The sequence below is a fragment of the Spirosoma harenae genome, assembly GCF_054776975.1.
On the sequence record NZ_BAAHBD010000008.1, the window covers coordinates 1 to 22,096 of the forward strand.

Consider the following 22,096-nt stretch of genomic DNA (forward strand, 5'->3'; position numbering starts at 1 on the left):
GTATGGCCTAATTCCCCTAACTCCTTGAGCACTTCATCAAACCAATCGTCATAGTCTTGTGATTGGTCTAATGGATCGTGATTTGACATTGATTTTGGTTCGATTAACTGACTACAAGATACAAAATTCTGGACAAATTAATCGAACCGGTTAATCGAACCAGAAAAGAAAGACAAACGGAGGTTTGGGCGGTGCGCCGAATGGTCCAGACAACCGACCGTATTTTCGGACCAGAGAACTCTGCAATTCTATTCAACAAATTGGCCCATATAATATATTTTACCCACAGACATCGGGATATTTTACAAACAGTCAAAGCTGAAAGAACGACTTGGCTTAATTTGTAAGAAAATTCCACGAAACACGATGAAAGCCGCTCTACGAACACTGTTCTTGATTTTCAATATTAGTTTTATCAGCCATGCACAAACCATTATAGAAAACAATTGCAACAACTGCCTTGAGCTGGCCAGTGAAGGGGTTGATGAAGCAGGTACCCAAATCATTAAAATCAGAACACGGGTTCTTAGACAATCGGGCGGTACTTCGACTACCTACAACCGAAATATGTTTTATATGTGCCTTGAGCAAAATGAATACAGTGATGGTGCCTTACCCGTATGCACTGGGTCCGGGGTCTTATATACTGGCAATGAAGGCCGATCGACTTTTGAAGTTTTTCCCTACCAGTATCCAGCAAGGCCCTTTGCTATTGTAAAGCCAAAAAGATCAGGTAGGTATACATTATCCTGGGAATATCGTGTAGATAAAGGCTATAACCCGTGTAACACCAGTGGTCCTTCGCATACGATTTATCGGACGAATGCTACTATCGATATTGACATCACTACCCAATTTCCCGAAGATTTCTCGTTCCAGGTCCAACATTTCCAACGGCTGGCCAATAAGCCGGGCTTTCAAGCCGAAACCTATCTAACAACAGATTCCACTTTTAAAGTCTGTTCGGACGGAGCCAACGCATCCGTTTTTCGAATCTCAAAACGTAACGGCAGCATGTCCGATTATGCTGTCCGCTTGGAGCAAATGGACGCAGCAACTGGAGGGGTTTTAACCCAGGGTTCCAGTACTAACTCTGAACTGGTCTATTATTATAAACACCCCGACTATCTCGGTTCCCGGCGCAGTGTATCCCTCTACATTTACCGGAAAGATAACCCGGCTGCCATTATCGCTACCCGGGACATACAACTCTATCAGGCCCCCGCCGTGCTCGTGCACGGTTTATTTGGAGGTGGCAAAACGTTTAAGCTCATGGCGGATAAATTGCTGGAGCCAACGATTGCCGGAGAGTCTGTTTGGCACCCTAAATCGGTGCTGGCCGTGGACTATTCCCTCACTAATGCCAGCTCCTTTAGTACCAATGCACCCGTTGTACCCCTTGCCATCGATGAAGTAATAAACAACTTACGAAATGCGGGCGTAGCAGCGGGTAAGGCGGATGTTGTTGGCCATAGTATGGGGGGGATTTTGGCTAGATTATACTTACAAAATGCTGCGTATCTGGACGATATACATAAACTGATAACCCTCAACACCCCGCACTCAGGTACCCAGCTGGCCGATTATGGTACCGATTGCTTACTGACAAGGGTGCAAGTGTTTTATGAGCCGCTTACGAAACGAGAGTTGTTCAACTGGGCCCTTGCTATTCCGGACCTACAGAGTGAAAGCCCAGCCATCCGTAGCTTAAATACAGCACCGAATTTAAATCGCCATATGGTTCCTTCCCACGCCATTGCTACGCGGGTCATTCATACGCAACCCTACACCTTTTTAGAAGACCTCAACGCGGGGTTTGGTCTTCATATGGCTTTTGTTTACGTCAACTGCTCAATTGACCTAAACACACTGTACGGAGAGTCAACCCATGATTTCATTGTCCCCCAAATTAGCCAGTTAGGTGGTTTATCGGAATCCCATTACTCGTTACTGAATAACCAGGGGCACGTAGGCTCCTCGGATAATGTAGCGGTTATCAGCCGGGTCAAAGATCTATTCCGACAAAGCCCTACCAGTCCCAGCTTCACCCTAGATGGCTTTCATCCGGTAGTGCTCCCAAAAACAAACCCGTCAGCACTATCTGGGAAGCAGCAAGGGGGTATACCCACGCCTACTGCATCACTTTCCATCACCACTCCACAACTGGGAACGGTCGTAAAAGGGGGCAAACAGGTGGCGATTACCGTAGCCAGCAGTGGTGTCAGTGATGTGTATCTGTACGTGGGCATGAAGCAGGATACGGCTTATCTGGCTAAACGGTCCGTGTCAGGACCCACTACGTTTATGCTTACCATCGACACCCTGAGCGGAGAACGCGATATCTTTGCCATTGGGATTGTCAATGGGACTCACTACATAACGGCCTATTCAACAGTTGTCGTTAACAATCGGTATGCTGAAACGATTCGCAGTGGCCCCTGGATAGATCCGACCACCTGGCTAGACAACCAAATTCCGGCCGCTAAATTTGATGCCACTATAAAAACGGGGCATACCATTACTCTTCCTGCCAATATTCCAGCGGAAGTACGCCGGATAACCGCCGAGCAGAATACAAAGCTTATCCATACAAGTAATTCAAAGCTTGTTTTTGATTCTCAATAAACGCTGACGGGTAGCTGCTGATGGCTGAATGAAAACTTACCTTTGCTGGCATGCCTGTACTACCCGACTCCGATGCCCGCATCCTAAAATGAATCAGGGCGTTACAGATAAAAACTAACGTATTTTCGAACCACAAAAAAGAGTCAGGTCTGAACTAATCACATTCAACTACAGGCCAAACTTGCAAACGCCTTTAAGCGATTTAGTACCTAGTTTTTTACTTAGTTGGAGTTAAGAACAAACAAAAACCACGACTTCGCTTGAGGCCGTGGTTTTTACATTGCGTTGAAAAGAAAAGTAGCTGTGGCCTATATACGCAGGCGGGCAGCGTATGGATTTATGCCGGAGAGAAAAAAAATAGCAAACAGCCAGTCCATCGCGGTCTGGCTGTCTTTACTTCTTTCAAGTTTACGATGACAGGGACTAAAAACACAGTATATACGGAGGATACCGGGTCAGGGATTGACCGCTCACACAATTTCCGGCCTGGAATCAGCCAATAGGCACAATGTATGCAGTTATTGGTGTATTAAAGTTCAAGTCTTACGATGAACAGGGTCCGGCTACTGGCTGGGCCACTGTTTTTAAAGTGGACGCTATCGTAAAGTGCCAGCGAAGTCTTATCACGGAACCAGTTCACAGAGGCTTAACCTAGAAAAATACCAAATGCAACAATGACCATCTGACTATTTACTAGTCCAATTTTAGCACTCAGCTACTGCTAGCTCTACAATCCACATCCTAAGCAAGTGCATTAAACTCTAGGTATCTATTGCAATCTATAGCTAGGATACCCAGCAGGTTTTTATAATCAGAATTTAGCCAGGTATCCTTTTTAAGGCTCTCTCCCGAGTAGCTCTTATAAGCTTGTACAACTTAATCGATAGCCCTGCACGGCGTGAACCTGCTGGGCTACATCTCATAGAATGGACAAAATAGAGCGTAAGACCACTCAACAGCTACAGCGCTATCAACTAGAATTACCCGCGCAGTTTACCAGTTGGAATGGCTTTTATGATGAACTGATCCGCTTGGAACTTGTTCGGCCTGACACGCCTAGCGTTCAAATCAAACTCTTTAAGGAAATTAATAATGTTAAAGCCGATGACAGTCTCTCAAATAACTTGATCTTTGAGCGTCAGCATATTGAACGGATGTGTCTGGAGGAATTTCGTCAACAACGTGCCGAGCAGTCCCGCTATATGTTGGCTAGTCATCAAATAGAGCAACTGATTGAGATCGTCAGCAACCAGGCTTATCGGTTAACGGATTGGGATTTGCTGGTAAAACTCAAAGAACTCTTAACCTATCAGCAACAACAGGAAAAAATACTGAGTACCATCCACGTAGAACCTGGACAGCAGTAAACTTGTGGAGCTTTATGGGATAATTTAGCCATATTTGTTAAACAAATCCTCTATGCCTTCACTGCCAATACCCAGTGGTCCTAGGTTTCCGATCCTGTTAGTCGAGGATGATCTGGCCACTATTGATGTGCTTAAGCGCACCGCGAAAACCTGCTTTCCCGAAGCAGAAATCCTGGCCATTACCACTTTTGAGGAAGCGGTGGTTTATCTCTATAATTTAGAGGGCAGAGGGCCTCGCTTAATCATATTGGATGTGTTTTTGCCCGGCGATCGCACCGGCTTAGATTTTCTGCATCTGCTCAAGGCACATCCCCTTGGTAAGCTGTTACCGGCGATTGTACTCTCGCAGCGGAACGATGCCAAACATGCCAAAGAAGCCTATCAATCGGGAGCAGCTGCGTACTACGTCAAGCCTTTCTCGTATGCAGAGTGGAAACAATTTATGATTGATCTTCGCTTGTACTGGTTTCAGACCGCTACACTCCCCCAAACTTATTTCGAGAATCAACAGGAACTGTTGCGCTGACCAAAAGCTGAGCATTAAGATTCAGGATATCGTCCCAGCTGGTGGTATAGCGTTTGGAAAGGAACTTGCGCACCATCGGCCACTCAGGATTGTAGAGCTGGCTGGCCAGCCTGAGCTTATCCCGCCCATGGCGCAGGTTCACCTTGGCCACCGTTTTATCAAACGCATTGAGTAAGAGGTATAAGCAAGTACTTTTTCAGACAATACATGTTGCTGGTTAACCTAGAGATGCTGGCTGTTGCAAAATCAGCTGTATTTTACCTGGATTGATGCTTCGTTAAGAAGTTTTACTAGATCGCATACAAACCAAAAAAGCAAAGCCAGGATGAGTACCGAGACTTTGCTTGCTGTGATGATCGAAGACCCACCGACTACTTATTATTTGGCCTTTGCCTTTTTTTTAGGTTTGTCCTTTTTGCCATCGTCCTTTTTGTCATCGTCCTTTTTGTCATCCTTCTTTTTATCATCCTTCTTTTTATCGTCATCCTTCTTTTTATCGTCATCCTTCTTTTCGTCATCCTCCTTTTCGTCATCGCCACTTCCTACTCTGGCACTGGCCTCACTAGGTGTGCGGGGGGCGGGGGTGATTTGCTCATGATTGCAAGCGATACTCATCCAAATCAGACTTAGCAATAGCAGTGCGTTTAACTTTTTCATGATCTTGAGACTGTTAGCATTATTAGTTTATGAACGTTTGACTTGCCCTCGCAAATCGTTCACAAAGGTGGTCCCAGCCGGCCCCAGAGGACTATAAAAAATAACCCAAATACTATCAAAAATCGGCCAAACGCCTGGTAGAACCCGTAAAACGCAGTAATATATAAACTAAACAATGGGATTTAGTAACTTATTAACTCTCTAACTCGCGTGTTCACTGGTAGTCGATAAACGTGCGTGAAACTACCCAGTCGTGAAATGTTTTGGTGAGAAATGCTAAAAAAAGTACATTTAGCCTATGCCCCATTACCGGTTTTCGCCCAGCCAAATTCTCTACGTGAGTGGGGGTTATAGCTACTCCAACATTCACTACGCCGATGGCGGGTTGTTATTCCCACCCGCACGCCCAGGCCTTTCCGGATTTCCTGCGCATTCTAAAGCCCACGCTGATCAATCCGGACCAGGTAGCCCAGCTGGCGGGAACATGGCAACTGAACCGGCCTTGTGGCAATGGCAAATGGGGATACCCTACCGATTGTTAAGCGCCATCTGGTGCAGGTTGTCTCCTTTTTAAAGGCGCATTGTTCTATGGCGGTTGAACGGGTGGATCTTGCGCACGAAGGAGTCAGCCGCCAAAGCGGGAACGTTTATCTTTAGAAAAATCACGGCAACAGGCGCTTACTAGGAAGTCGCCCTTATTTTTTGAAAACGGCGACTGGGATTTTCTTTACTCCAGACAGCGAGCAGTTCATCAGCTTTCTCTTCGGTAAAATAAAGCTTTCGTTCTTCATACAGAAAGTGATCTCCCTGCCGGCTACAGTTGGCGATGAATCGCCATTCGCCCTCCAGGTCTTTGAGTTGAATAAAGTATCTTTTTTGCATAGAAGTTGAGTTACACGATACACGCCCAATCGGGCAACATTTATGCCAATCAACTATGCCAATTTTGGGAGTAGTCTACCGGTTTCAACATCCACGAAGGTACTTCCCTATAGATTTTGTACTTTGGGCCATTAACTGAATCTTAGGTTAGGAAAAAAACCGCGTTTACGGCTTGTAGATGCGGTTTTTCGTTTCTATATTATACTGTAATTCAGCGAGTTACAACAAAGAAAATGCCCCGACACTAAAACTTCCGACGGTCGCAGTGAAGGGGCGTGTAAACACATAAACTCTCATTTAAAATGCTTACAACGCAAATGTATGTGGGTAGGGCTTCCTATGCAAGCTCCCCGGCCAGGGGTCACAGCTACCGCACGCAGGTCTATCTGCAAGTCGTGGCGATTGCCCGCATCTCAGGGCAGTCCGAATCCGAAGTCTGGCAATGGATTTATGACCAGGTGCATGCTCTATATGATATCTACCTGCCTGGCTTGCCCAGGGGCCGAAACGAATCCCTGCTCCGGGTAGCCGAACGTCATGATTTATTGGATAAAATCTACCTGGTAGCCCAGGCTGAAAAAAGCAAGTGGCAGAAGACCCAGGAAAGTGAAGTCGATTAGGAAGTTAGCCCGGATCACCGGGCTTTAGTTGACAACAAGAGGGAGGGCAGGCTGTTGAAACTGCTCATAAATTGGCATCTTTACGGCAAACCAAAGATCCTTGATAGGATCTCGACTGTTGTCTAATGCTTTTCTTTCGACTTTTCTCCCGCCTGCCCTTAGGCTTTTTATACTGTATTGCCACCGCACTCTCCGTTTTTTTGTGTTATGTTCTGCGCTACCGACGGCAGGTTATCCTGGATAATTTACAACGATCCTTCCCCGATAAATCCGCTGATGAACTTTGGCTCATTGCCAAAGGCTTCTATCGGAACTTGGCCGACATCGTCGTCGAAACGCTGAAACTACCGGGTATGTCAGCGGATGAGTTGCTGAAGCGAATTACCTTTTCAAACGCCGAATCCGTCAGATCAAAAATTAAGGCTGGGCAAACCGTCGTGGTGATGGCCTCCCATCAGGCCAACTGGGAATGGGTTCCGGCGGTTTTTTGCTTAAACGGGATGCCCATTGATAGCGTGTACAAACCCTTGACCAATCCATTTTTTGAGAACCTGGTCCATACTATTCGATCCCGTTTCGGGCCTTTCCCTACCTCCATGTACAGTTTACCGCGTCAATTAGCCGCTCGTAAGCACATTCCCCGGTTAATTGGCTTGGTGTCGGATCAGGTACCGGAAAAACCCGAACAGGCCTACTGGATTGATTTTTTACATCAGGACACTCCTTTTTTACCAGGAGGGGAGCGGCTGGCCCGTACCCATAACCTGCCGGTGGTGTACATCGAGATGATTCGAACGGGCCGTGGTCGGTATCAATTAACATTTCGCCCTATTGCCGAACCACCCTATGAAAACCTGCCTGTAGGGGCAATTGTCGAACGCTACCGGGATCTGCTAGAAGACTCCCTCCAAATCCGCCCTTCGGACTGGCTTTGGTCGCATAAACGCTGGAAACACTGGCGAGGTAAGTATTCTAAAATTGAAACCAAATTGGCCTAACATCAGCGTTCAAAAAACGGTTAGCCAGTCTTCCCCACGAGCCTGAAAGCCGTCCCCTAGCCAGCTGAGCAAGGGTGACCTGCTGGTTACAATCTACCTGGTCGCCTAGGCTGAAAAGAGCAAGTGGCAGAAGTGGGAAGAAAGTGAAGTCGATTAATCGATCAGCTTCTGCTCCCGAAGTCCCTTTAGGATTGCCTCCAGTCCGTTGGGATGAGGTACGTGAAAGAGAGTAATGTCTGGTACCTGATCGGTAAAGTCCGAATGCCAGCCAGTGCCGGTCTTCCATTTATAAAATTTATCATGGTACCGAAACCACCGGACCTGGGCATCGTGAAAATAAAGCGGATCTCCTTCCATAGCTGGGCAAATGTAACAAGGAAAAAGAAGGGCTGAATTTGAAAAATACCAGAAAAGCGACGCCCCTCGGGAAAATCCAAACCATAGGACGATTCCGAGGGGCGTTTTATAATGAACATTATGTTATGTGAAAAACAAAAGAAACGTTAGCAAATTGCTAAAATGCTCGAAGCTCACCCCTTCCTTGAAAAATGCAACTAGGTCACTTATTTTTCTATCACATATTGAAAGTTTTTAAGCAATTCTGGATGCAAACCAAAATTAATTCCACTGTAGTTAACTAGAAATATTAAATCCCCAGCATAAATACAGGTTCCAGTAATAAGCATAGGTGTTGATCCAGCAACAGAAATTTTATCGCCCACTCTCACATTCATACCGAAAACAGATATTTCTTCTCCAGTATGATAAATTTTGGGGTCTGTAACCACATTCAAGCTAAGTAATAACTTCTGATTACCTCTGCCAACACCAGTCCCAGATGAACTACTACTAGTATTATTAATCGTATCCTTTAAAGATCGTATTTCAGAAAGGATCGCAAGGGTATTTGGATCAACCTTTGATTCGTCAATTTTCGCTGCACTTCTTCCAAGTATGTGGACTAAGGAAAAGATATCCTTGTCCCTATTTTGATAGGTTTCTTCAATTGCTTCCTTTAACGATGCTTTTGCTTTTTCTACCAAATCAATCCTCAACTCTTTATCATATTCAATATATCGTATCCCTTGAATATCAAAAGGTTCAGTTGTAACATCGTCTCTTATTAAGGTGACTGGTTTATCGAATGCTTGGCGCAGGCCTAATTCATACATTACGTTAGGGTTCCTAGCGCTCAAATCACAGACAACCATATCGGCATTTAAAATGCGTTGTAAAATATCAACCATGATTAAATGTGCTGATTTTGAATCGTCTGCTCTTTTGGGTTCAAATCCTGCATTTAAACAAGCAGGTTTTATTATATAATCGTAGACTCTTTGGAAATGTCCACCATCATAACCTAATGATAATGGGTCTGCTATCGGCATTACAACAAAGCATGTTTTTAGTTCAACCTTCACAACTTCTGTCGCAGGTTGCTGTTCATCATTTTTTTGGGCTTTCATTTTTGGTAAAGAGTTTGTAGCATTCGTTTATAAAGCAATAGTAAAATTATTCGGACATCAAATCAATCTCCTTCCGTTTGCGATCATCATCCATGGAGATAGATCATAGTGGTTTCAATTTTTATTGGCACTTATATTCCTTCTAATCCATCAAATTGATTTTCGTGCAGGAAAAGCCCCAGGTCACGCAGGTATTTATCCGTCTGATCCAGACTACCATGCCGACACTGCTGCTGAATGAGCTTCACATCTTTTGTTGCCCGGTACATGGAGACAACGCCGGTATGCTTCCAGCCATAGAGATCATAATCTTGATGATCCATTTTCAGCATGATCAACGCCCGTCGATGTTGATTGTAGAAATACTTTTCATAAACCGGCTTTTCACCGGGCACACCTCCGGACGAAAAAACATAATGAGTGCTCGGGTAGTCGCGTAAACGGTGTTGTTGAATGAGCTTCTCCAGGGGCGGAGGAATCAGCACGTGGGCCGTTCGATTATTTTTGGCGTTCTCAGCTGAAATCCGAATGGTGCGACCAAGAATATCCCCTATTTTGAGTAACCGTAATTCAGACTGGGGCCGCACAAACGTATAGTAAATGAAGTTCACAAATAGCCACAGCTGGGCATCCTGGGATAACTCGCATACTTGCTTAAAGCGAGCAACCTGCTCTAACGAAAAGGCTTTATGCTTTTTGGCCCGTTCCGGTAACGTTTTGATTTGCCCAAAGGGATTTGATTTTAGGAGTCCCCGCTGAATATAAAAATTGAATAAGGTTTCGTAGGTGCCTAGGTGCTTATTATGAGATTTATTCGACAGCTGTACATCCGTTAGAATGTAGTCCATAAACCCATTCGCCTGGCTAATTGTAAATTGATTCAGACGAATGCGGCCCAGCCCCTGCTCCTGCAAATACTGGACGAAAAGTTTAATCGACGAACGGTAGGTTTTATGCGAATTACTTTTCAGACTACGCTTTTTGACGGTTAGAAAGTACTCAATTGCGTCAAGCAAATAGGATCGCTTTTCGATTTCTGATTTGTCAGGCTCTTTAAGGACTATCGGTTGACTGATAGCAGACCGTTTTTGGTAGATAGCCCCTTGCCTTAATTCCTGATTGATTTCCCGAATGACTTTGGCGGCATCTTTCTTCCGTTCCTCGCCTGTATTACCTTTTACAATAACCCGGCATCGCTTCAGCTTCTGATGCTCTTCCGACCATAGGTAATAAACAACGACCCATTGCTTAGTCAGGTCTTCATTCGCATCGGAAAGACGGGCTAAACGGTATTTTCCATTCGTGTTTTTATTCGATTTCATCTGGATGTAGTGGCAGTTGCTACGTTTTTACTGCCATTTTTCCGCTTCGCGTTCTGCCACACGTACTGCCATTTTTAAAAAACAACATAAAAAAGGTCTGTAACTCACTGAATTACAGACCTTTAATTAGTGGAGACGGAGGGATTTGAACCCTCGTCCAGTCAAGGAAACCGTCGTGCTTTCTACATGCTTAGGTACCCTTAGGATTGTCGGGAATCAGCCCGGTGTGTACCAGACCAAGCATCATCCGTAGGTGCTTGTTTCTCACTCGGCCGTTAACACCATAAACCGAGCCAGCGCTGCGAGTCGATGCCTCCTGATCCAGCCAGCAGCACGTAGGCCGGGGAGACAATGGCTATTGATTAATCCTCCGGATTAAGCAGCCATGGCGTAGTTATACTCGCCAGTTATTGTTTTGACGATTTGTTCGGGTCGGGAAATTCCGTCAACTCCCGGCATGCTTACCCGCGACCTCAGCAAGCTGTCAATTCCGGTCGTCCCCAGATCGACACCCACAAGGAGCGTGCGTAGTTGTTAACTCAAGTGTGGAGAATTTAGTTCTTCATACAGTAATAATTCATATTTTTCATCAAATCTTACTAACAAAAGAACTAGCACTCAGTTATCTTGTCATGAACTAATCTAAATCGGTCAGCTCGTCGATGTATAATGACTACTACCTCTTTTGAAACGAGCCTCTATCAGCAACTAGCACCTTTTTTTATGGGCTATGGATTTTCGTTACTGAGCGATAAAAAGCAGTTTCGCCGAGCCACGCCCAGTGGTTTTCAGAACATTATTCTTTCGTCCGTTTTTTATCCAGACGATACGATGCTGGAAGTCAATTTTGGGTGTCGGCATGAGCAGGTCGAGCAGATCGCACAACAGTTCTTGAATAACATTCCTGATTTACGTTCTGATGCAAATACTTTACTTCTTTCCATCGGGCGATTTAGTGGTTCACAGACGTTTCGGTATAAAATTCACTCCGAAGAGGATCTATCCGTCGTTTGCGGTCAGATTACGCAATTTTTTACCAGTTACGGATTCGACTTCCTGACAACCAGTTCAACTTTATCGACTCTCGACCAGCTTTTGAACGAATCACCCGGAGAGCCCTGCCAGTATTTGTACAACCAAATGCATCGCTGCTATAAAGGTCTGATTGCAGCCCGGTTAAATCACAACCCGTATTTTGAAGGGCTGGTTGACCGGTATCGCTATTTGTTGATTCGCCAGACGCAGAATCCGTATGAACAGATGCATTTTGAACGTCTGATTGCCTATCTACAGCATTATTCGGCAAATTAATCGGCTGGGAGTTATGGCTTGACAAACTGCACAATCGCTGAAGCAAATCCAGGTGTAAGCGGTAACGCTGGATTATTGTATGTCTTAAAATTCTCGGTTTTATCGGTTCCTTTTACATTCTTCAGAATGTGATTCATCTGGTCGAAAAGAACCAGTTTGGCATCTGGCCGGGCCGCTTTTAACAATTCGGCATCAGTTACAGAAACCTGTAAATCCTGCTTTCCCTGAAGTATAAGTACGGAGCCTTTAAATTTTTTAATGACAGCCGCCGGATCGTATTTCATCCAGGAAATCATACCAGGCTGAGCTTTTGGTGACAGTTGTGCGCGCAGGATTGGATTTTTAGGATGCACTGTATAACCCGCTCGTAAAGAATCCAAAGCACCATCGACTTCCGCCTGAAGTTCTTTGGGATTACCAGCCATACGCCCCTGCTCTTTCATCACGTCTGCAATATTTCGCCCGGAACCAGCCATCGAAATAAATCCAGCCGCTTTCGTTTCTTCGGCAGCTAACATGCCAACCAACGAACCTTCAGAATGTCCGGCCACAAACACACGTGAAAAACGTTTATCAGCCTGTAACTGACGAATAAATCCAACGGCATCATTCACATAAAAACTAAACTGATGCTCCTCAGATTTTAAAACAGTTGCCGCCATTTTGAGATTCGTACCAGAACCACGCTTGTCGTAACGGGCAACGGCTATACCCTTCTGAACCAGACTGTCGGTCAACATTTTAAACGCATCCGATTTAAGTCCATAAATACTATTACAATCGCGATCCGTAGGCCCCGACCCCGCAATCAGCAACACGACTGGCACAGGCTTTTTCGCTTGATCCGGTACAACGAGCGTGCCATCAAGTGTCAGATCAGCCCCCGCTGGCTCCGTAATTTTGTAGTGAATGGGCTCTTCCGTTTGAGCTTGTACATACGTATTGACAAGCAAAAACCAGCCCATTGCTAAGCGTAGCATGGATGTAATCATTGGTCAGTAACTAATTGGTGAGAACTAATTAATTGGATTAATGAGCATTTTCCTGACGGAAATAGATATACGAATACACAACAGGAATGGCCGAAACAAGCAGAATAACCCCTGTAACAACGCCAATGGTGTAGGGCATTGGCACCACCAACGCCAGCACTGCACTCAACAACCCCCCTGCGACCAGTAAGCGCCCACCCATACGGTGAGTTTTGCGCCAGACAATTTCACTGCTAAGTGTCCAGGGAGTGCGAATACCGACAAACCAGTTTGGTTTAACGGTGGTGAGGTAGTTCCCGATGCCAGCGATCATAACCCCCATAATAGCAAATAAACCGCCTACTGCGCTCGGCCCACTTCCCTGATGTCCAGCCATATACCACAGCCCGCCCGTAATTGTAGCAAGCGTTAGAGTAACCACAAACCGAAGACGATTATAATTAGACGATAACAAACTCCCTTTCGGATCGATGCCTGGGAGAAATCGGAGTACACAATATATCAATACGGATAAGCCGCCCATGAACAAGGCAGCCGTTCCTTTCGGCATCCAGCCATTGGGCGTTCCCGACAAATCGTAATGCGTGGTAATCTCGGCAGGAAGTTGATTCCAGATAATTCCCAGATAGATAAACGGAATTAGCAGTGTGCCAATCATCAGGATTTCTGTAGAAAGTACCTTGGTTTTCATGTTTCGTAAGGGAGTTAAAAAGGTTTTAGATTAATGTCCGCTCGTTGATTCTGTGCTCTTTGTAGCGACTTGCGTTTCCGATTTTTGAAAGCTCATCAGCCACGCCAGTAATTCATCCATGACTGTCGTATTGAGCGTATAGTTGATGAACTGGCCCTGCTTGGTCGCTTCTACCAAACCAGCCTGACGCAGCAAATCGAGATGATGCGAAATACTGGGTTTCGTCATGTCGAACCGTTCAGCAATCTCCCCCGCATTCAGATCACCCTCTCGAAGCAGGTCCAATATCTGCCGACGAGTTGGATCATTTAGAGCCTTAAACAGGTTATTCATACTGGATATTAAATAGTTAGACAAATATCTAATTAAATATTTAGACAACTTTCTAAATAAAATCAGACGGTAAATTTTAGGGATAAACGGCAATTATATATGATGAATGGATTGCTAACTAGATTACCTGTCGTGTTATGAAGGCTAGTTTTGCTCGAAGTACTTAGTACTCAATAATCGCAGAAACTTGGGTTTTGCGGTATCTGTTCAGGAAGTTACCTTTGCAGAAATATAGTCATCGGACGAATCGATTACTTTATACATCCAGTTATCGTTGATTTAACCTCATGAAGCCGCTCCAGATTCGATTAATTACCCTTACACTCATCGTCCTGACGACTGTGATATTCCGTATAATACCCCACTGGCCGAACTTTACACCAGTAGCGGCCGTAGCTCTGTTTGGCGCGGCTACCTTCGAGCGTAAATGGCTTGGATTAGTGGTTCCTGCCCTCGCGATGCTCCTGAGTGATTCAATAATCGGTTTTCATGGCAATATGGGGGCTGTCTATGTCAGCTTCTTTTTAACCTGGCTCATAGGCCTTTGGGCAATTGGCAGCACAAGTTTTCAACGTCCGGCAGCAGGGCGGATTGCCATTGCATCCCTCTCCGCTTCAATTCTGTTTTTCCTGATTACCAATTTTGCGGTCTGGTACGGTAGCTCGTATTATCCGCAAACGGTTCCAGGTTTGCTGGGCAGTTACGCGGCCGGATTGGCTTTCTATAATGGAACTTCCTTTTTCCTGAATGGCGTGCTTGGTGATCTGTTCTTCAGTGGAATCCTCTTTGGTGGCTATTATCTTCTCCAGCAACGTTTTTGGGCCTTACGTACTGCCCGGAAATAGATAATTGATTAAATGCATAAAGTAAAAGTCTCCCGGTTTCAAAACCGAGGGACTTTTTTATTGGTATGTACTAACTCCTTAACTTATATGGCACTTCCTCTCCTACGAAGATTACCATTTTACACACTGTTGCTAGCGACGCTGATTGCCTGTCATCGTCCACCAACGGGTCAATCAGCGTATTTCCCTCCTAAAGGCGATGGCGACACCTGGGAACATCGGGCACCAGAAAAAGTAGGTATGGATGCGACTCTGCTTGACCAAGCCGTTGCGTTCGCCAAAACACAGGAAACCACGCAGATGACGCCTAATTTTTCAACACAGGAAGAAATATTCGGCAAACTGCTTGGTCCAATGCCTACCAGTCGGGCGGCAACCAACGGAATCGTGCTTCGTCATGGGTACATAGTAGCCGAATGGGGAGATACGCAACATCCAGATCCAACTTATAGCGTTGCGAAAAGCGTACTTTCGACGGTTTTAGGTATCACCGTTGAACGAGGAATGATTTCTGATATTCACGAGCCTGTTGCCAAATTGATTCATGATGGCGGATACGATTCTGTTCAGAATCGATTAATTACCTGGGAAAATCACGCGCAGCAAACCAGTGAATGGGAAGGAAGTTTATGGGGTAAAAACAGCGATTTTGTTGGGAAAGAGGCTTTTGGCAAAGGCGAACGAAAACCCCGAACACTACAAAAACCGGGTAGCTATTACGAGTATAATGATGTACGAATCAACCGTTTAGCGCTGTCACTACTTCGTTTGTGGAAGAAACCCATTCCAGATGTCGTCCGCGATGAAATTATGAATCCAATTGGCGCTTCGGATACCTGGAAGTATATCCCTTATCCAAACGCAGTCGCCGATGTAAATGGGAAGCAGATGCCTTCAGTGAGTGGAGGTACACGTTGGGGTGGTGGTTTGTGGATCAACACGCGCGACGAAGCTCGTTTTGGTTACTTGTTTTTGCGAAAAGGACGTTGGGGTAATCAGCAAATAGTCTCTGAAAACTGGGTTAAACAGGCAACGACACCAAGTCCGTTTGGTCCGGATTATGGTTATTTGTGGTGGCTCAACACCGGAACCAGTTCAACGGGTAAGAAAGCTTGGCCGGATGCGCCTACCACAAGTTTTGCCGCTGTCGGTGCAGGTTCCAATACGATTTGGGTCGATCCAGAACACGACATTGTCATCGTATGGCGCTGGCATAATGGTAATCCAAATGAGTTAATCAAACGGGTTTTAGCAGCCGTTAAGAAATAATAGGGGCTCCCTAAAGGGGAAAGATTTTGGGTGGGATTCAGTAAAATTCGGTTTTCAGGTAAAGTTCCTCGACCTGTTTTCTGGCCCAGTCTGTTTTGCGCAAAAACGTCAAACTTGATTTGAGGCTGGGGTTATTCAAAAAACAATTGATTCGAATTTTTCGGCCTAATTGATCCCAACCATAGAATTCAACCAACTCCGTTAAGATGGCTTCTAAAGTTTTACCATGTAAGGGATTGTTCGGCTGAGAATTCATTGATAAGTGATTTAAATTGGCATCAAAAATAAGCAGGAATTACCGGGAAATTATTGGACTTTTCGGCAATTCAAAATTCCGCAAAATCGTTCCGTTGATACCGTTTACGAAACAAATGTACATTCTGGCTGTGACAAGCGTACTCATGGGTGAGTCTAATAACTCATAATTGTATCAATTTTTCAGATTCATCGGTCTAATTCCAATCAATAGTTCATTGCAAACAATTAATTGCATTTTAGTAATTGGCAAAGGAATTGTAATTAATTACGGGAATAAGCAGGACAAAAAATTTCAGAGAAATCCTCGGCATGCCTACTATATTTGATGTCTGTACTTATAAATAATCTGTCTTTATCCACCGTAGACGGCGAAATTGCTGAATAACTATGCCCAACGCTGAACGCGAACGTATTTACGAACGAGCCGATAATAAAGGCTGGAAAAAATGGGGCCCTTATCTTACCGAACGAGCCTGGGGAACTGTGCGTGAAGATTACAGCCCATATGGCGACGCCTGGAATTTCGTATCGCACGATATGGCCCGCTCACGCGCCTACCGCTGGGGTGAAGAAGGTATAGGCGGAATTTCTGACAATAAAGGGCATATCTGCTTTGCGCTTGCTTTCTGGAATCACAAAGACAATATTCTGAAAGAGAGAATGTTTGGTCTCTCCGGGCCGGAGGGGAATCATGGCGAAGACGTGAAGGAACTGTATTATTATCTGGACAGCACGCCCACCCATTCGTACATGAAAATGCTGTATAAGTACCCGCAGCAGGAGTTCCCTTACAATCGACTGGTGATAGAAACCATGCGCCGGGATCGACAGGCTCCGGAATTCGAGCTGACCGATACAGGCATTTTCGATAAAGACGAGTACTTCGATATTTTCATTGAATACGCCAAAGAAGGCATGAACGACTGGCTGGTAAAGGTTACTGCCTATAACCGGTCAGACAAAGAAGCCTCTCTGACACTACTACCAACCATCTGGTTTAGAAATACCTGGGCATGGGGATACGAACAGTACAATGCTCGACCTATACTAAACGGGATTGCTAACAATCAGGTTGAAGTCAGTCATAAGCAGTTAGGAAAATACAAACTATACTGCGAAGATGCTGACGCCTTACTTTTTTGCGATAATGATACCAATACCGAACGGCTCTATGGCCGCCCAAACGTGTCGAAATATCCCAAAGATGGCATCAACAATTACATCGTTTCGGGTGGAAAAAAAGGCTTTATCAACCCTAATCAGATTGGTACCAAAGCGTCTGCTCAGTATGTACGCAAAGTGCCAGCCGGGGAAAGTGTCAGCATACGATTACGGTTTAGCGACCAGACACATCTGGCACAGCCTTTTGCTGATTTCGATAGCATCTGGACGAAACGACTAGACGAAGCCAATTCCTTTTATGCGGATCTTCAGAAAAATGTGACTGATCCCGAATTGCTGAATATTCAGCGTCAGGCTTATGCGGGCATGCTCTGGAACAAGCAATTTTACTATTACAACGTCAACGAATGGCTCAAAGGTGATCCTAAAATGCCGATCCCGTTTCAGGGCCGTGTGTATGCACGCAATGAAACCTGGCGGCACATGTATACGGCAAACATCCTTTCGATGCCCGACAAATGGGAATACCCCTGGTTTGCGGCCTGGGATTTGGCGTTCCATACGTTGACACTGGCCCGATTAGATCCTCACTTTGCCAAGCGTCAACTGGCGGTTATCCTGCGGGAGTATTACATGCACCCGAATGGGCAAATTCCGGCCTACGAATGGAATTTTAGCGACGTGAATCCTCCCGTTCACGCCTGGGCTACCTGGAAAGTTTACGAGATTGACCGTGATTTAAATGGCGTTGGTGACGTTAATTTCCTGGAACGGGTTTTCCATAAACTGCTGCTCAATTTCACCTGGTGGGTAAACCGGAAAGACGTATCGGGCAATAATATTTTCGGAGGTGGCTTCCTGGGACTGGATAACATCGGAGTGTTTGATCGAAGCCAGCCGTTGCCAATGGGTGGCCGTATCGAGCAGGCCGATGGTACGGGCTGGATGGCGATGTACACGCTCAATATGCTTCGTATTGCCTGCGAAATCTCTCTGACCCGGCCTAGTTATCAGGACATGGCCAGTAAGTTTTTCGAGCACTTCCTGCACATTGCTGCTGCAATGAATAACCTGGGTGGTAAAAATATAAGCCTGTGGGACGAAGTAGACCAGTTTTATTACGATGTACTGCACATGCCCGACCACAATGCCCGGTTGCTTAAAATCCGGTCGATGGTGGGCTTGATCCCCCTCTTTGCCGTTGAAATTCTGGATGAATCGCTACTGTCGAGACTACCGGATTTCAAACGTCGGGTTGAGTGGGTATTGACCAACCGCCCTGATCTGGCATCGCTTGTGTCGCGCTGGCACGAGCCGGGGAAGGGCGAAACGCACTTGTTAAGCTTACTGCGTGGGCACCGGATGAAAATGATTCTGAAACGGATGTTCGACGAAACCGAATTTTTATCGGATTACGGCATTCGTGCATTATCGAAGTATCACGAAAAAACACCTTATCAGTTTGAATTAAACAGCGAGATTTTCAGAGTACGCTACGTAGCAGCAGAGTCTGAAATGAGCATGTTTGGCGGTAATTCCAACTGGCGAGGCCCCATCTGGTTCCCGCTTAATTTCCCACTGGTTGATTCGCTATTGAAGTTCTATCAATACTATGGTGATGATTTTGAAGTGGAATACCCCACCAATTCGGGCCAAGTGATGAGCTTGAAGGAAGCCGCTATGCAAGTCACCGAGCGTATTATCAATATTTTCCGACGCGATGAGTCTGGCCGTGTAGCTGCCTATGGCGCCGATCAGAAAATGCAGAATGACCCGCATTTCCAGGGGCTGTATTTATTCTATGAATATTTCAACGGCGACAACGGAATGGGGCTTGGCGCTAATCATCAGACGGGTTGGACGGGATTAATCGCTGATCTAATCGAATACAGGTATAAGTACCAATCGGCGAGCGTAGCTGTCGAAAAATAAATCAAAGCCGGGTTGATAGCCCGGCTTTTTTGCTTAAAAACATATGGATTGCCAGACTATCTATCAGCAAACAATAAAGTTTGCAACCTTAAAACATCTCCAAAAGTCACAGACAATTCCGGGCACCGAACTTCCGTATGTTGTTCATTTAAGCAACGTTGCCATGGAAATTCTGATAGCGGCTCCGTACACTGATAATTTTGATTTAGCATTTGCAATACAAGTCGCTCTTTTACATGATACACTGGAAGATACGGAAACTTCCTTTTCTGAATTATCTGTACAATTTGGGGTTGACGTTGCGAATGGCGTACTGTCACTGACTAAAAATGAAGCGCTCCCCAAATTCGAACGTATGACTGACAGTTTAAGCCGAATAAAAAGTCAACGATCCGAGGTTTGGGCGGTTAAACTGGCTGATCGAATTACCAATTTACAAGTCCCTCCTTTGCATTGGACAACCGCTAAAAAGAAAGAATATAAAAGCGAAGCCGTGTTTATTCTGGAATCGTTGAAAGGGGGAAATAACTATCTGGAAACCCGATTGGCACAAAAAATCGCCGATTACGAAGTGTATGTTCAGGAGTAGGCTGTTTTACTCATTCTCAATACTTATTGTAGGGCATTTTGTCATTCAGATGAGAGGAGGAATCTCGAAGTCGCGTATTAGTCAAATTTGAGATTACTCCTCACGTATGAATGACAAAAAACTGTATTAAAAAAACAGTCCTAAACGAAATGGGGCGTCTGATTTCAGACACCCCATTTCGTTTATAAAATCAATCCACTTCGTCGAAGCATTGCTTTTGGCGATGGTTCGCGACCACGGAATTTTTTATACAATTCCATTGGTTTCTCACTTCCTCCTTTCTCCAATACATTTTTTCGGAAACTATCAGCTGCTGCTTTATTTTCCAGTCCGCCTTTTTCTTTAAAGAATTCAAAAGCATCGGCATCCAATACTTCGCTCCATTTGTAGCTATAATAGCCTGCAGAATACCCACCGGCAAAAATGTGCTGGAACGATGGACTGAACGCAACACCCTCAACACGAGGGAATAAATTTGCTACTGAATCTACTTTATTTTCAACCTGAGAAATGGTTTCGCCCGTTGGTTTCTGACCGTGATAATACATATCAACAAGGCCAAACCGTAGTTGACGTAAGTTTGCCAATCCAGCCAGGAAGTTTTGACTCGCCCGGATTTTTTCAATCAACTCATTTGGAATGACTTCACCCGTCTGGTAATGTTTCGCAAAGAGTTTTAGTGCTTCAGGATCATAGCACCAGTTTTCCATTACCTGTGAAGGCAACTCAACAAAATCACGGGGAACGCTCGTACCGCTCAGGCTCTCGTAGGTGCCGTTGGCCAGCATACCGTGCAATCCATGCCCGAACTCATGAAACAGCGTTGTAACTTCGTGGAAAGTCAGCAGTGAAGGCTTGGTTTCGGTTGGGCGGGTGAAGTTGCAGACATTTACAATGTGTGGGCGGATATTTTCACCTTTTTCCACTTTTTGCCCCTGCACATCGTTCATCCACGCTCCGCTGCGTTTGCCCTGACGGGGAAAGTAGTCGCCGTAAAACACGGCCAGAAACTTGCCATCCTTGTCGAATACGTCGAACGTTTTCACTTCGGAATTATACACCGGAATGTCTTTGCGCTCTTTGAAGGTGATACCGTACAATTTATTAGCCACCATAAACGCACCATCCAGCACATTTTCGAGCTTGAAATACGGTTTCAGCGTTTCATCGTCGAGGTCATATTTCTCCTTTTTCAGTTTTTCGGCAAAATAACTATTGTCCCAGGCTTGCAATTTATCTTCAGTGAATCCATGTGCTTTGGCGTAGGTCGTCAATTCGTCTAGCTGACGTTCAGCGGCTGGGCGGGCGTAGGTGACCAGCTCGTCCAGAAAACCCTGCACTTTGGCTCGGGAACCAGCCATGCTTTCCTCCAGCACAAAATCGGCGTGAGTTTTGTAACCCAGTAAGTTGGCTCGTTCGTAACGCAGATTAATCGTTTTCTCGATAATCGCTGAATTATCATTTTTATCGCCATGAAAACCACGAGCGTTGAAGGCCATAAACATCTTTTTACGCAGCTCACGATTATCGGCATACTGCATAAATGGCCCGTAACTTGGAGCCTGCAACGTAAACACCCAGCCCGGCGTGGATTCGCCTTTTTCCCCTTTCTGTTTCGCGGTTGCTTTAGCCGCTTCGCGAACGTATTCGGGTAGTCCGGCAAGGTCTTTTTCGTTCGTTACGTGCATCATGAACTCATTCGTCTCGTTCAGCACATTTTCGTTGAACTGAAGCGATAACTGCGAAAGTTCTTTGTCGATGGCCCGTAAACGTTCTTTGCCTTTTGCATCCAGATTAGCCCCGTTTCGGGCAAAGCCTTTATAACTTTTCTCCAGCAGCATTGCGCTCTCAGAGTTCAGTTTCAGACTAGCACGCTGATCGTAAACGGCTTTGACGCGCGCAAATAGCTTATCATTTAGCGAAATATCGTTCCGGTATTCACTCAGCAATGGAGAGGCTTCCTTTACGATTTTCTGGAGTTCGGGCGTAGTTTCAGCGCTATTTAAGTTAAACAACACCGAGGTTACTTTACTGAGTAAATCGCCCGAGCGTTCCAGGGCAACGATGGTGTTTTCAAACGTCGGTTTCTCCGGATTAGCGACAATGGCAGCGATTTCGCTACGACCCTGCGTCATACCCTCCTGTAAAGCAGGCAAATAATCGGCATTGCTAATCTTGTCGAATGGGGCCGTTTGGTGAGGGGTTGAATACGGTACTAAAAATGGATTTTGCGGCATTTTGAGTTGAGGTGGCGATGGCTGAGCAAACGTTGCCGTAGCAACAACAGACAG

The 22,096-nt window shown here is 45.4% G+C and carries 22 protein-coding genes and 1 other RNA gene; 11 read left to right on the top strand and 12 right to left on the bottom strand.

Annotated features, from left to right (window positions below; all coding sequences use genetic code 11):
- Nucleotides 1-366 precede the first annotated feature (366 nt).
- The 3 genes from ACYVE4_RS08240 (at nucleotide 367) to ACYVE4_RS08250 (ending at nucleotide 4,518) form a co-directional block, all read left to right on the top strand.
- Nucleotides 367-2,625: an esterase/lipase family protein gene (locus ACYVE4_RS08240; protein WP_460996797.1), complete on the top strand. Its 2,259-nt coding sequence runs from the start codon at nucleotides 367-369 to the stop codon at nucleotides 2,623-2,625.
- A 926-nt stretch (nucleotides 2,626-3,551) separates the two neighbouring features.
- Nucleotides 3,552-3,992, top strand: a complete 441-nt coding sequence (locus ACYVE4_RS08245; protein ID WP_460996798.1) for a hypothetical protein — start codon at nucleotides 3,552-3,554, stop codon at nucleotides 3,990-3,992.
- 52 nt (nucleotides 3,993-4,044) lie between these two features.
- Nucleotides 4,045-4,518, top strand: coding sequence for a response regulator (locus ACYVE4_RS08250; RefSeq protein ID WP_460996799.1), 474 nt, complete (start codon nucleotides 4,045-4,047; stop codon nucleotides 4,516-4,518).
- On the opposite strand, the gene ACYVE4_RS08255 is transcribed toward ACYVE4_RS08250, so the two are convergent.
- Both ACYVE4_RS08255 and ACYVE4_RS08260 read right to left on the bottom strand, forming a co-directional pair.
- Nucleotides 4,469-4,669, bottom strand: a complete 201-nt coding sequence (locus tag ACYVE4_RS08255) for a DUF4113 domain-containing protein (protein WP_460996800.1) — start codon at nucleotides 4,667-4,669, stop codon at nucleotides 4,469-4,471. The two genes, ACYVE4_RS08250 and ACYVE4_RS08255, sit on opposite strands and share 50 nt — an antisense overlap.
- A 227-nt stretch (nucleotides 4,670-4,896) precedes the next feature.
- Complete coding sequence (locus ACYVE4_RS08260) at nucleotides 4,897-5,175, bottom strand: hypothetical protein (protein ID WP_460996801.1); 279 nt, start codon at nucleotides 5,173-5,175, stop codon at nucleotides 4,897-4,899.
- Nucleotides 5,176-5,473: 298 nt separating this feature from the next.
- Between ACYVE4_RS08260 and ACYVE4_RS08265 the strand changes: the two genes are divergently transcribed.
- On the top strand, nucleotides 5,474-5,749 hold the full coding sequence (locus ACYVE4_RS08265) for a hypothetical protein (RefSeq protein WP_460996802.1): 276 nt from the start codon (nucleotides 5,474-5,476) through the stop codon (nucleotides 5,747-5,749).
- 107 nt (nucleotides 5,750-5,856) lie between these two features.
- Here the strand turns inward: ACYVE4_RS08265 and ACYVE4_RS08270 are convergent, their stop codons facing one another.
- The gene (locus tag ACYVE4_RS08270) at nucleotides 5,857-6,057 is read right to left on the bottom strand and encodes a hypothetical protein (RefSeq protein WP_460996803.1); all 201 of its coding nucleotides are present in this window, start codon (nucleotides 6,055-6,057) and stop codon (nucleotides 5,857-5,859) included.
- Nucleotides 6,058-6,452: 395 nt separating this feature from the next.
- Here ACYVE4_RS08270 and ACYVE4_RS08275 point away from each other — a divergent pair, with 395 nt between their 5' ends.
- Both ACYVE4_RS08275 and ACYVE4_RS08280 read left to right on the top strand, forming a co-directional pair.
- Nucleotides 6,453-6,677 carry a hypothetical protein gene (locus tag ACYVE4_RS08275; RefSeq protein ID WP_460996804.1) on the top strand — a complete coding sequence of 75 codons (225 nt, stop codon included), beginning with the start codon at nucleotides 6,453-6,455 and terminating at the stop codon, nucleotides 6,675-6,677.
- Nucleotides 6,678-6,802: 125 nt separating this feature from the next.
- On the top strand, nucleotides 6,803-7,675 hold the full coding sequence (locus tag ACYVE4_RS08280; protein WP_460996805.1) for a lysophospholipid acyltransferase family protein: 873 nt from the start codon (nucleotides 6,803-6,805) through the stop codon (nucleotides 7,673-7,675).
- 153 nt (nucleotides 7,676-7,828) lie between these two features.
- Here ACYVE4_RS08280 and ACYVE4_RS08285 read toward each other — a convergent pair whose 3' ends face one another.
- From ACYVE4_RS08285 to ssrA, 4 genes are all read right to left on the bottom strand, one after another.
- Nucleotides 7,829-8,032 carry a hypothetical protein gene (locus ACYVE4_RS08285; protein ID WP_460996806.1) on the bottom strand — a complete coding sequence of 68 codons (204 nt, stop codon included), beginning with the start codon at nucleotides 8,030-8,032 and terminating at the stop codon, nucleotides 7,829-7,831.
- Between the two features lie 206 nt (nucleotides 8,033-8,238).
- Nucleotides 8,239-9,141 (bottom strand): hypothetical protein, encoded by a 903-nt coding sequence (locus tag ACYVE4_RS08290; protein WP_460996807.1) that lies wholly within the window; start codon nucleotides 9,139-9,141, stop codon nucleotides 8,239-8,241.
- A 131-nt stretch (nucleotides 9,142-9,272) separates the two neighbouring features.
- On the bottom strand, nucleotides 9,273-10,463 hold the full coding sequence (locus tag ACYVE4_RS08295; protein WP_460996808.1) for a tyrosine-type recombinase/integrase: 1,191 nt from the start codon (nucleotides 10,461-10,463) through the stop codon (nucleotides 9,273-9,275).
- Between the two features lie 127 nt (nucleotides 10,464-10,590).
- Nucleotides 10,591-10,965, bottom strand: a transfer-messenger RNA (tmRNA) gene (ssrA, locus tag ACYVE4_RS08300).
- A gap of 167 nt (nucleotides 10,966-11,132) precedes the next feature.
- On the opposite strand from ssrA, the gene ACYVE4_RS08305 reads away from it, so the two are divergent.
- The gene (locus ACYVE4_RS08305; RefSeq protein WP_460996809.1) at nucleotides 11,133-11,774 is read left to right on the top strand and encodes a hypothetical protein; all 642 of its coding nucleotides are present in this window, start codon (nucleotides 11,133-11,135) and stop codon (nucleotides 11,772-11,774) included.
- An 11-nt stretch (nucleotides 11,775-11,785) separates the two neighbouring features.
- Here ACYVE4_RS08305 and ACYVE4_RS08310 read toward each other — a convergent pair whose 3' ends face one another.
- Genes ACYVE4_RS08310 through ACYVE4_RS08320 form a run of 3 tightly spaced genes read right to left on the bottom strand, consistent with a single transcriptional unit; the run spans nucleotide 11,786 to nucleotide 13,790 of the window.
- On the bottom strand, nucleotides 11,786-12,754 hold the full coding sequence (locus tag ACYVE4_RS08310) for an alpha/beta hydrolase family protein (RefSeq protein ID WP_460996810.1): 969 nt from the start codon (nucleotides 12,752-12,754) through the stop codon (nucleotides 11,786-11,788).
- Nucleotides 12,755-12,803: 49 nt separating this feature from the next.
- Complete coding sequence (locus ACYVE4_RS08315; protein WP_460996811.1) at nucleotides 12,804-13,457, bottom strand: SdpI family protein; 654 nt, start codon at nucleotides 13,455-13,457, stop codon at nucleotides 12,804-12,806.
- 30 nt (nucleotides 13,458-13,487) lie between these two features.
- Nucleotides 13,488-13,790 (bottom strand): autorepressor SdpR family transcription factor, encoded by a 303-nt coding sequence (locus tag ACYVE4_RS08320; protein ID WP_460996812.1) that lies wholly within the window; start codon nucleotides 13,788-13,790, stop codon nucleotides 13,488-13,490.
- A 287-nt stretch (nucleotides 13,791-14,077) separates the two neighbouring features.
- Between ACYVE4_RS08320 and ACYVE4_RS08325 the strand changes: the two genes are divergently transcribed.
- Together ACYVE4_RS08325 and ACYVE4_RS08330 are read left to right on the top strand one after the other, a co-directional pair.
- Complete coding sequence (locus ACYVE4_RS08325; protein ID WP_460996813.1) at nucleotides 14,078-14,635, top strand: DUF6580 family putative transport protein; 558 nt, start codon at nucleotides 14,078-14,080, stop codon at nucleotides 14,633-14,635.
- Between the two features lie 87 nt (nucleotides 14,636-14,722).
- Nucleotides 14,723-15,904, top strand: coding sequence for a serine hydrolase domain-containing protein (locus ACYVE4_RS08330; protein WP_460996814.1), 1,182 nt, complete (start codon nucleotides 14,723-14,725; stop codon nucleotides 15,902-15,904).
- A 37-nt stretch (nucleotides 15,905-15,941) separates the two neighbouring features.
- Here ACYVE4_RS08330 and ACYVE4_RS08335 read toward each other — a convergent pair whose 3' ends face one another.
- Complete coding sequence (locus ACYVE4_RS08335) at nucleotides 15,942-16,160, bottom strand: VF530 family protein (protein WP_460996815.1); 219 nt, start codon at nucleotides 16,158-16,160, stop codon at nucleotides 15,942-15,944.
- Nucleotides 16,161-16,549: 389 nt separating this feature from the next.
- Between ACYVE4_RS08335 and ACYVE4_RS08340 the strand changes: the two genes are divergently transcribed.
- Together ACYVE4_RS08340 and ACYVE4_RS08345 are read left to right on the top strand one after the other, a co-directional pair.
- Complete coding sequence (locus tag ACYVE4_RS08340; RefSeq protein ID WP_460996816.1) at nucleotides 16,550-19,216, top strand: MGH1-like glycoside hydrolase domain-containing protein; 2,667 nt, start codon at nucleotides 16,550-16,552, stop codon at nucleotides 19,214-19,216.
- Nucleotides 19,217-19,259: 43 nt separating this feature from the next.
- Nucleotides 19,260-19,805 carry an HD domain-containing protein gene (locus ACYVE4_RS08345; RefSeq protein ID WP_460996817.1) on the top strand — a complete coding sequence of 182 codons (546 nt, stop codon included), beginning with the start codon at nucleotides 19,260-19,262 and terminating at the stop codon, nucleotides 19,803-19,805.
- A gap of 182 nt (nucleotides 19,806-19,987) precedes the next feature.
- On the opposite strand, the gene ACYVE4_RS08350 is transcribed toward ACYVE4_RS08345, so the two are convergent.
- Complete coding sequence (locus tag ACYVE4_RS08350; protein ID WP_461040365.1) at nucleotides 19,988-22,042, bottom strand: M3 family metallopeptidase; 2,055 nt, start codon at nucleotides 22,040-22,042, stop codon at nucleotides 19,988-19,990.
- Nucleotides 22,043-22,096: the final 54 nt, after the last annotated feature.

Bases quoted from the DNA above. Each gene is read 5' to 3' on its own strand.
- ACYVE4_RS08330 (WP_460996814.1), top strand. From the start codon at position 14,723: ATGGCACTTCCTCTCCTACGAAGATTACCATTTTACACACTGTTGCTA.
- ACYVE4_RS08310 (WP_460996810.1), bottom strand. From the start codon at position 12,754: ATGCTACGCTTAGCAATGGGCTGGTTTTTGCTTGTCAATACGTATGTA.
- ACYVE4_RS08325 (WP_460996813.1), top strand. From the start codon at position 14,078: ATGAAGCCGCTCCAGATTCGATTAATTACCCTTACACTCATCGTCCTG.
- ACYVE4_RS08260 (WP_460996801.1), bottom strand. From the start codon at position 5,175: ATGAAAAAGTTAAACGCACTGCTATTGCTAAGTCTGATTTGGATGAGT.
- ACYVE4_RS08270 (WP_460996803.1), bottom strand. From the start codon at position 6,057: ATGCAAAAAAGATACTTTATTCAACTCAAAGACCTGGAGGGCGAATGG.
- ACYVE4_RS08320 (WP_460996812.1), bottom strand. From the start codon at position 13,790: ATGAATAACCTGTTTAAGGCTCTAAATGATCCAACTCGTCGGCAGATA.
- ACYVE4_RS08350 (WP_461040365.1), bottom strand. From the start codon at position 22,042: ATGCCGCAAAATCCATTTTTAGTACCGTATTCAACCCCTCACCAAACG.
- ACYVE4_RS08295 (WP_460996808.1), bottom strand. From the start codon at position 10,463: ATGAAATCGAATAAAAACACGAATGGAAAATACCGTTTAGCCCGTCTT.
- ACYVE4_RS08245 (WP_460996798.1), top strand. From the start codon at position 3,552: ATGGACAAAATAGAGCGTAAGACCACTCAACAGCTACAGCGCTATCAA.
- ACYVE4_RS08335 (WP_460996815.1), bottom strand. From the start codon at position 16,160: ATGAATTCTCAGCCGAACAATCCCTTACATGGTAAAACTTTAGAAGCC.
- ACYVE4_RS08240 (WP_460996797.1), top strand. From the start codon at position 367: ATGAAAGCCGCTCTACGAACACTGTTCTTGATTTTCAATATTAGTTTT.
- ACYVE4_RS08285 (WP_460996806.1), bottom strand. From the start codon at position 8,032: ATGGAAGGAGATCCGCTTTATTTTCACGATGCCCAGGTCCGGTGGTTT.
- ACYVE4_RS08305 (WP_460996809.1), top strand. From the start codon at position 11,133: ATGACTACTACCTCTTTTGAAACGAGCCTCTATCAGCAACTAGCACCT.
- ACYVE4_RS08280 (WP_460996805.1), top strand. From the start codon at position 6,803: ATGCTTTTCTTTCGACTTTTCTCCCGCCTGCCCTTAGGCTTTTTATAC.
- ACYVE4_RS08340 (WP_460996816.1), top strand. From the start codon at position 16,550: ATGCCCAACGCTGAACGCGAACGTATTTACGAACGAGCCGATAATAAA.
- ACYVE4_RS08250 (WP_460996799.1), top strand. From the start codon at position 4,045: ATGCCTTCACTGCCAATACCCAGTGGTCCTAGGTTTCCGATCCTGTTA.
- ACYVE4_RS08265 (WP_460996802.1), top strand. From the start codon at position 5,474: ATGCCCCATTACCGGTTTTCGCCCAGCCAAATTCTCTACGTGAGTGGG.
- ACYVE4_RS08315 (WP_460996811.1), bottom strand. From the start codon at position 13,457: ATGAAAACCAAGGTACTTTCTACAGAAATCCTGATGATTGGCACACTG.
- ACYVE4_RS08345 (WP_460996817.1), top strand. From the start codon at position 19,260: ATGGATTGCCAGACTATCTATCAGCAAACAATAAAGTTTGCAACCTTA.
- ACYVE4_RS08290 (WP_460996807.1), bottom strand. From the start codon at position 9,141: ATGAAAGCCCAAAAAAATGATGAACAGCAACCTGCGACAGAAGTTGTG.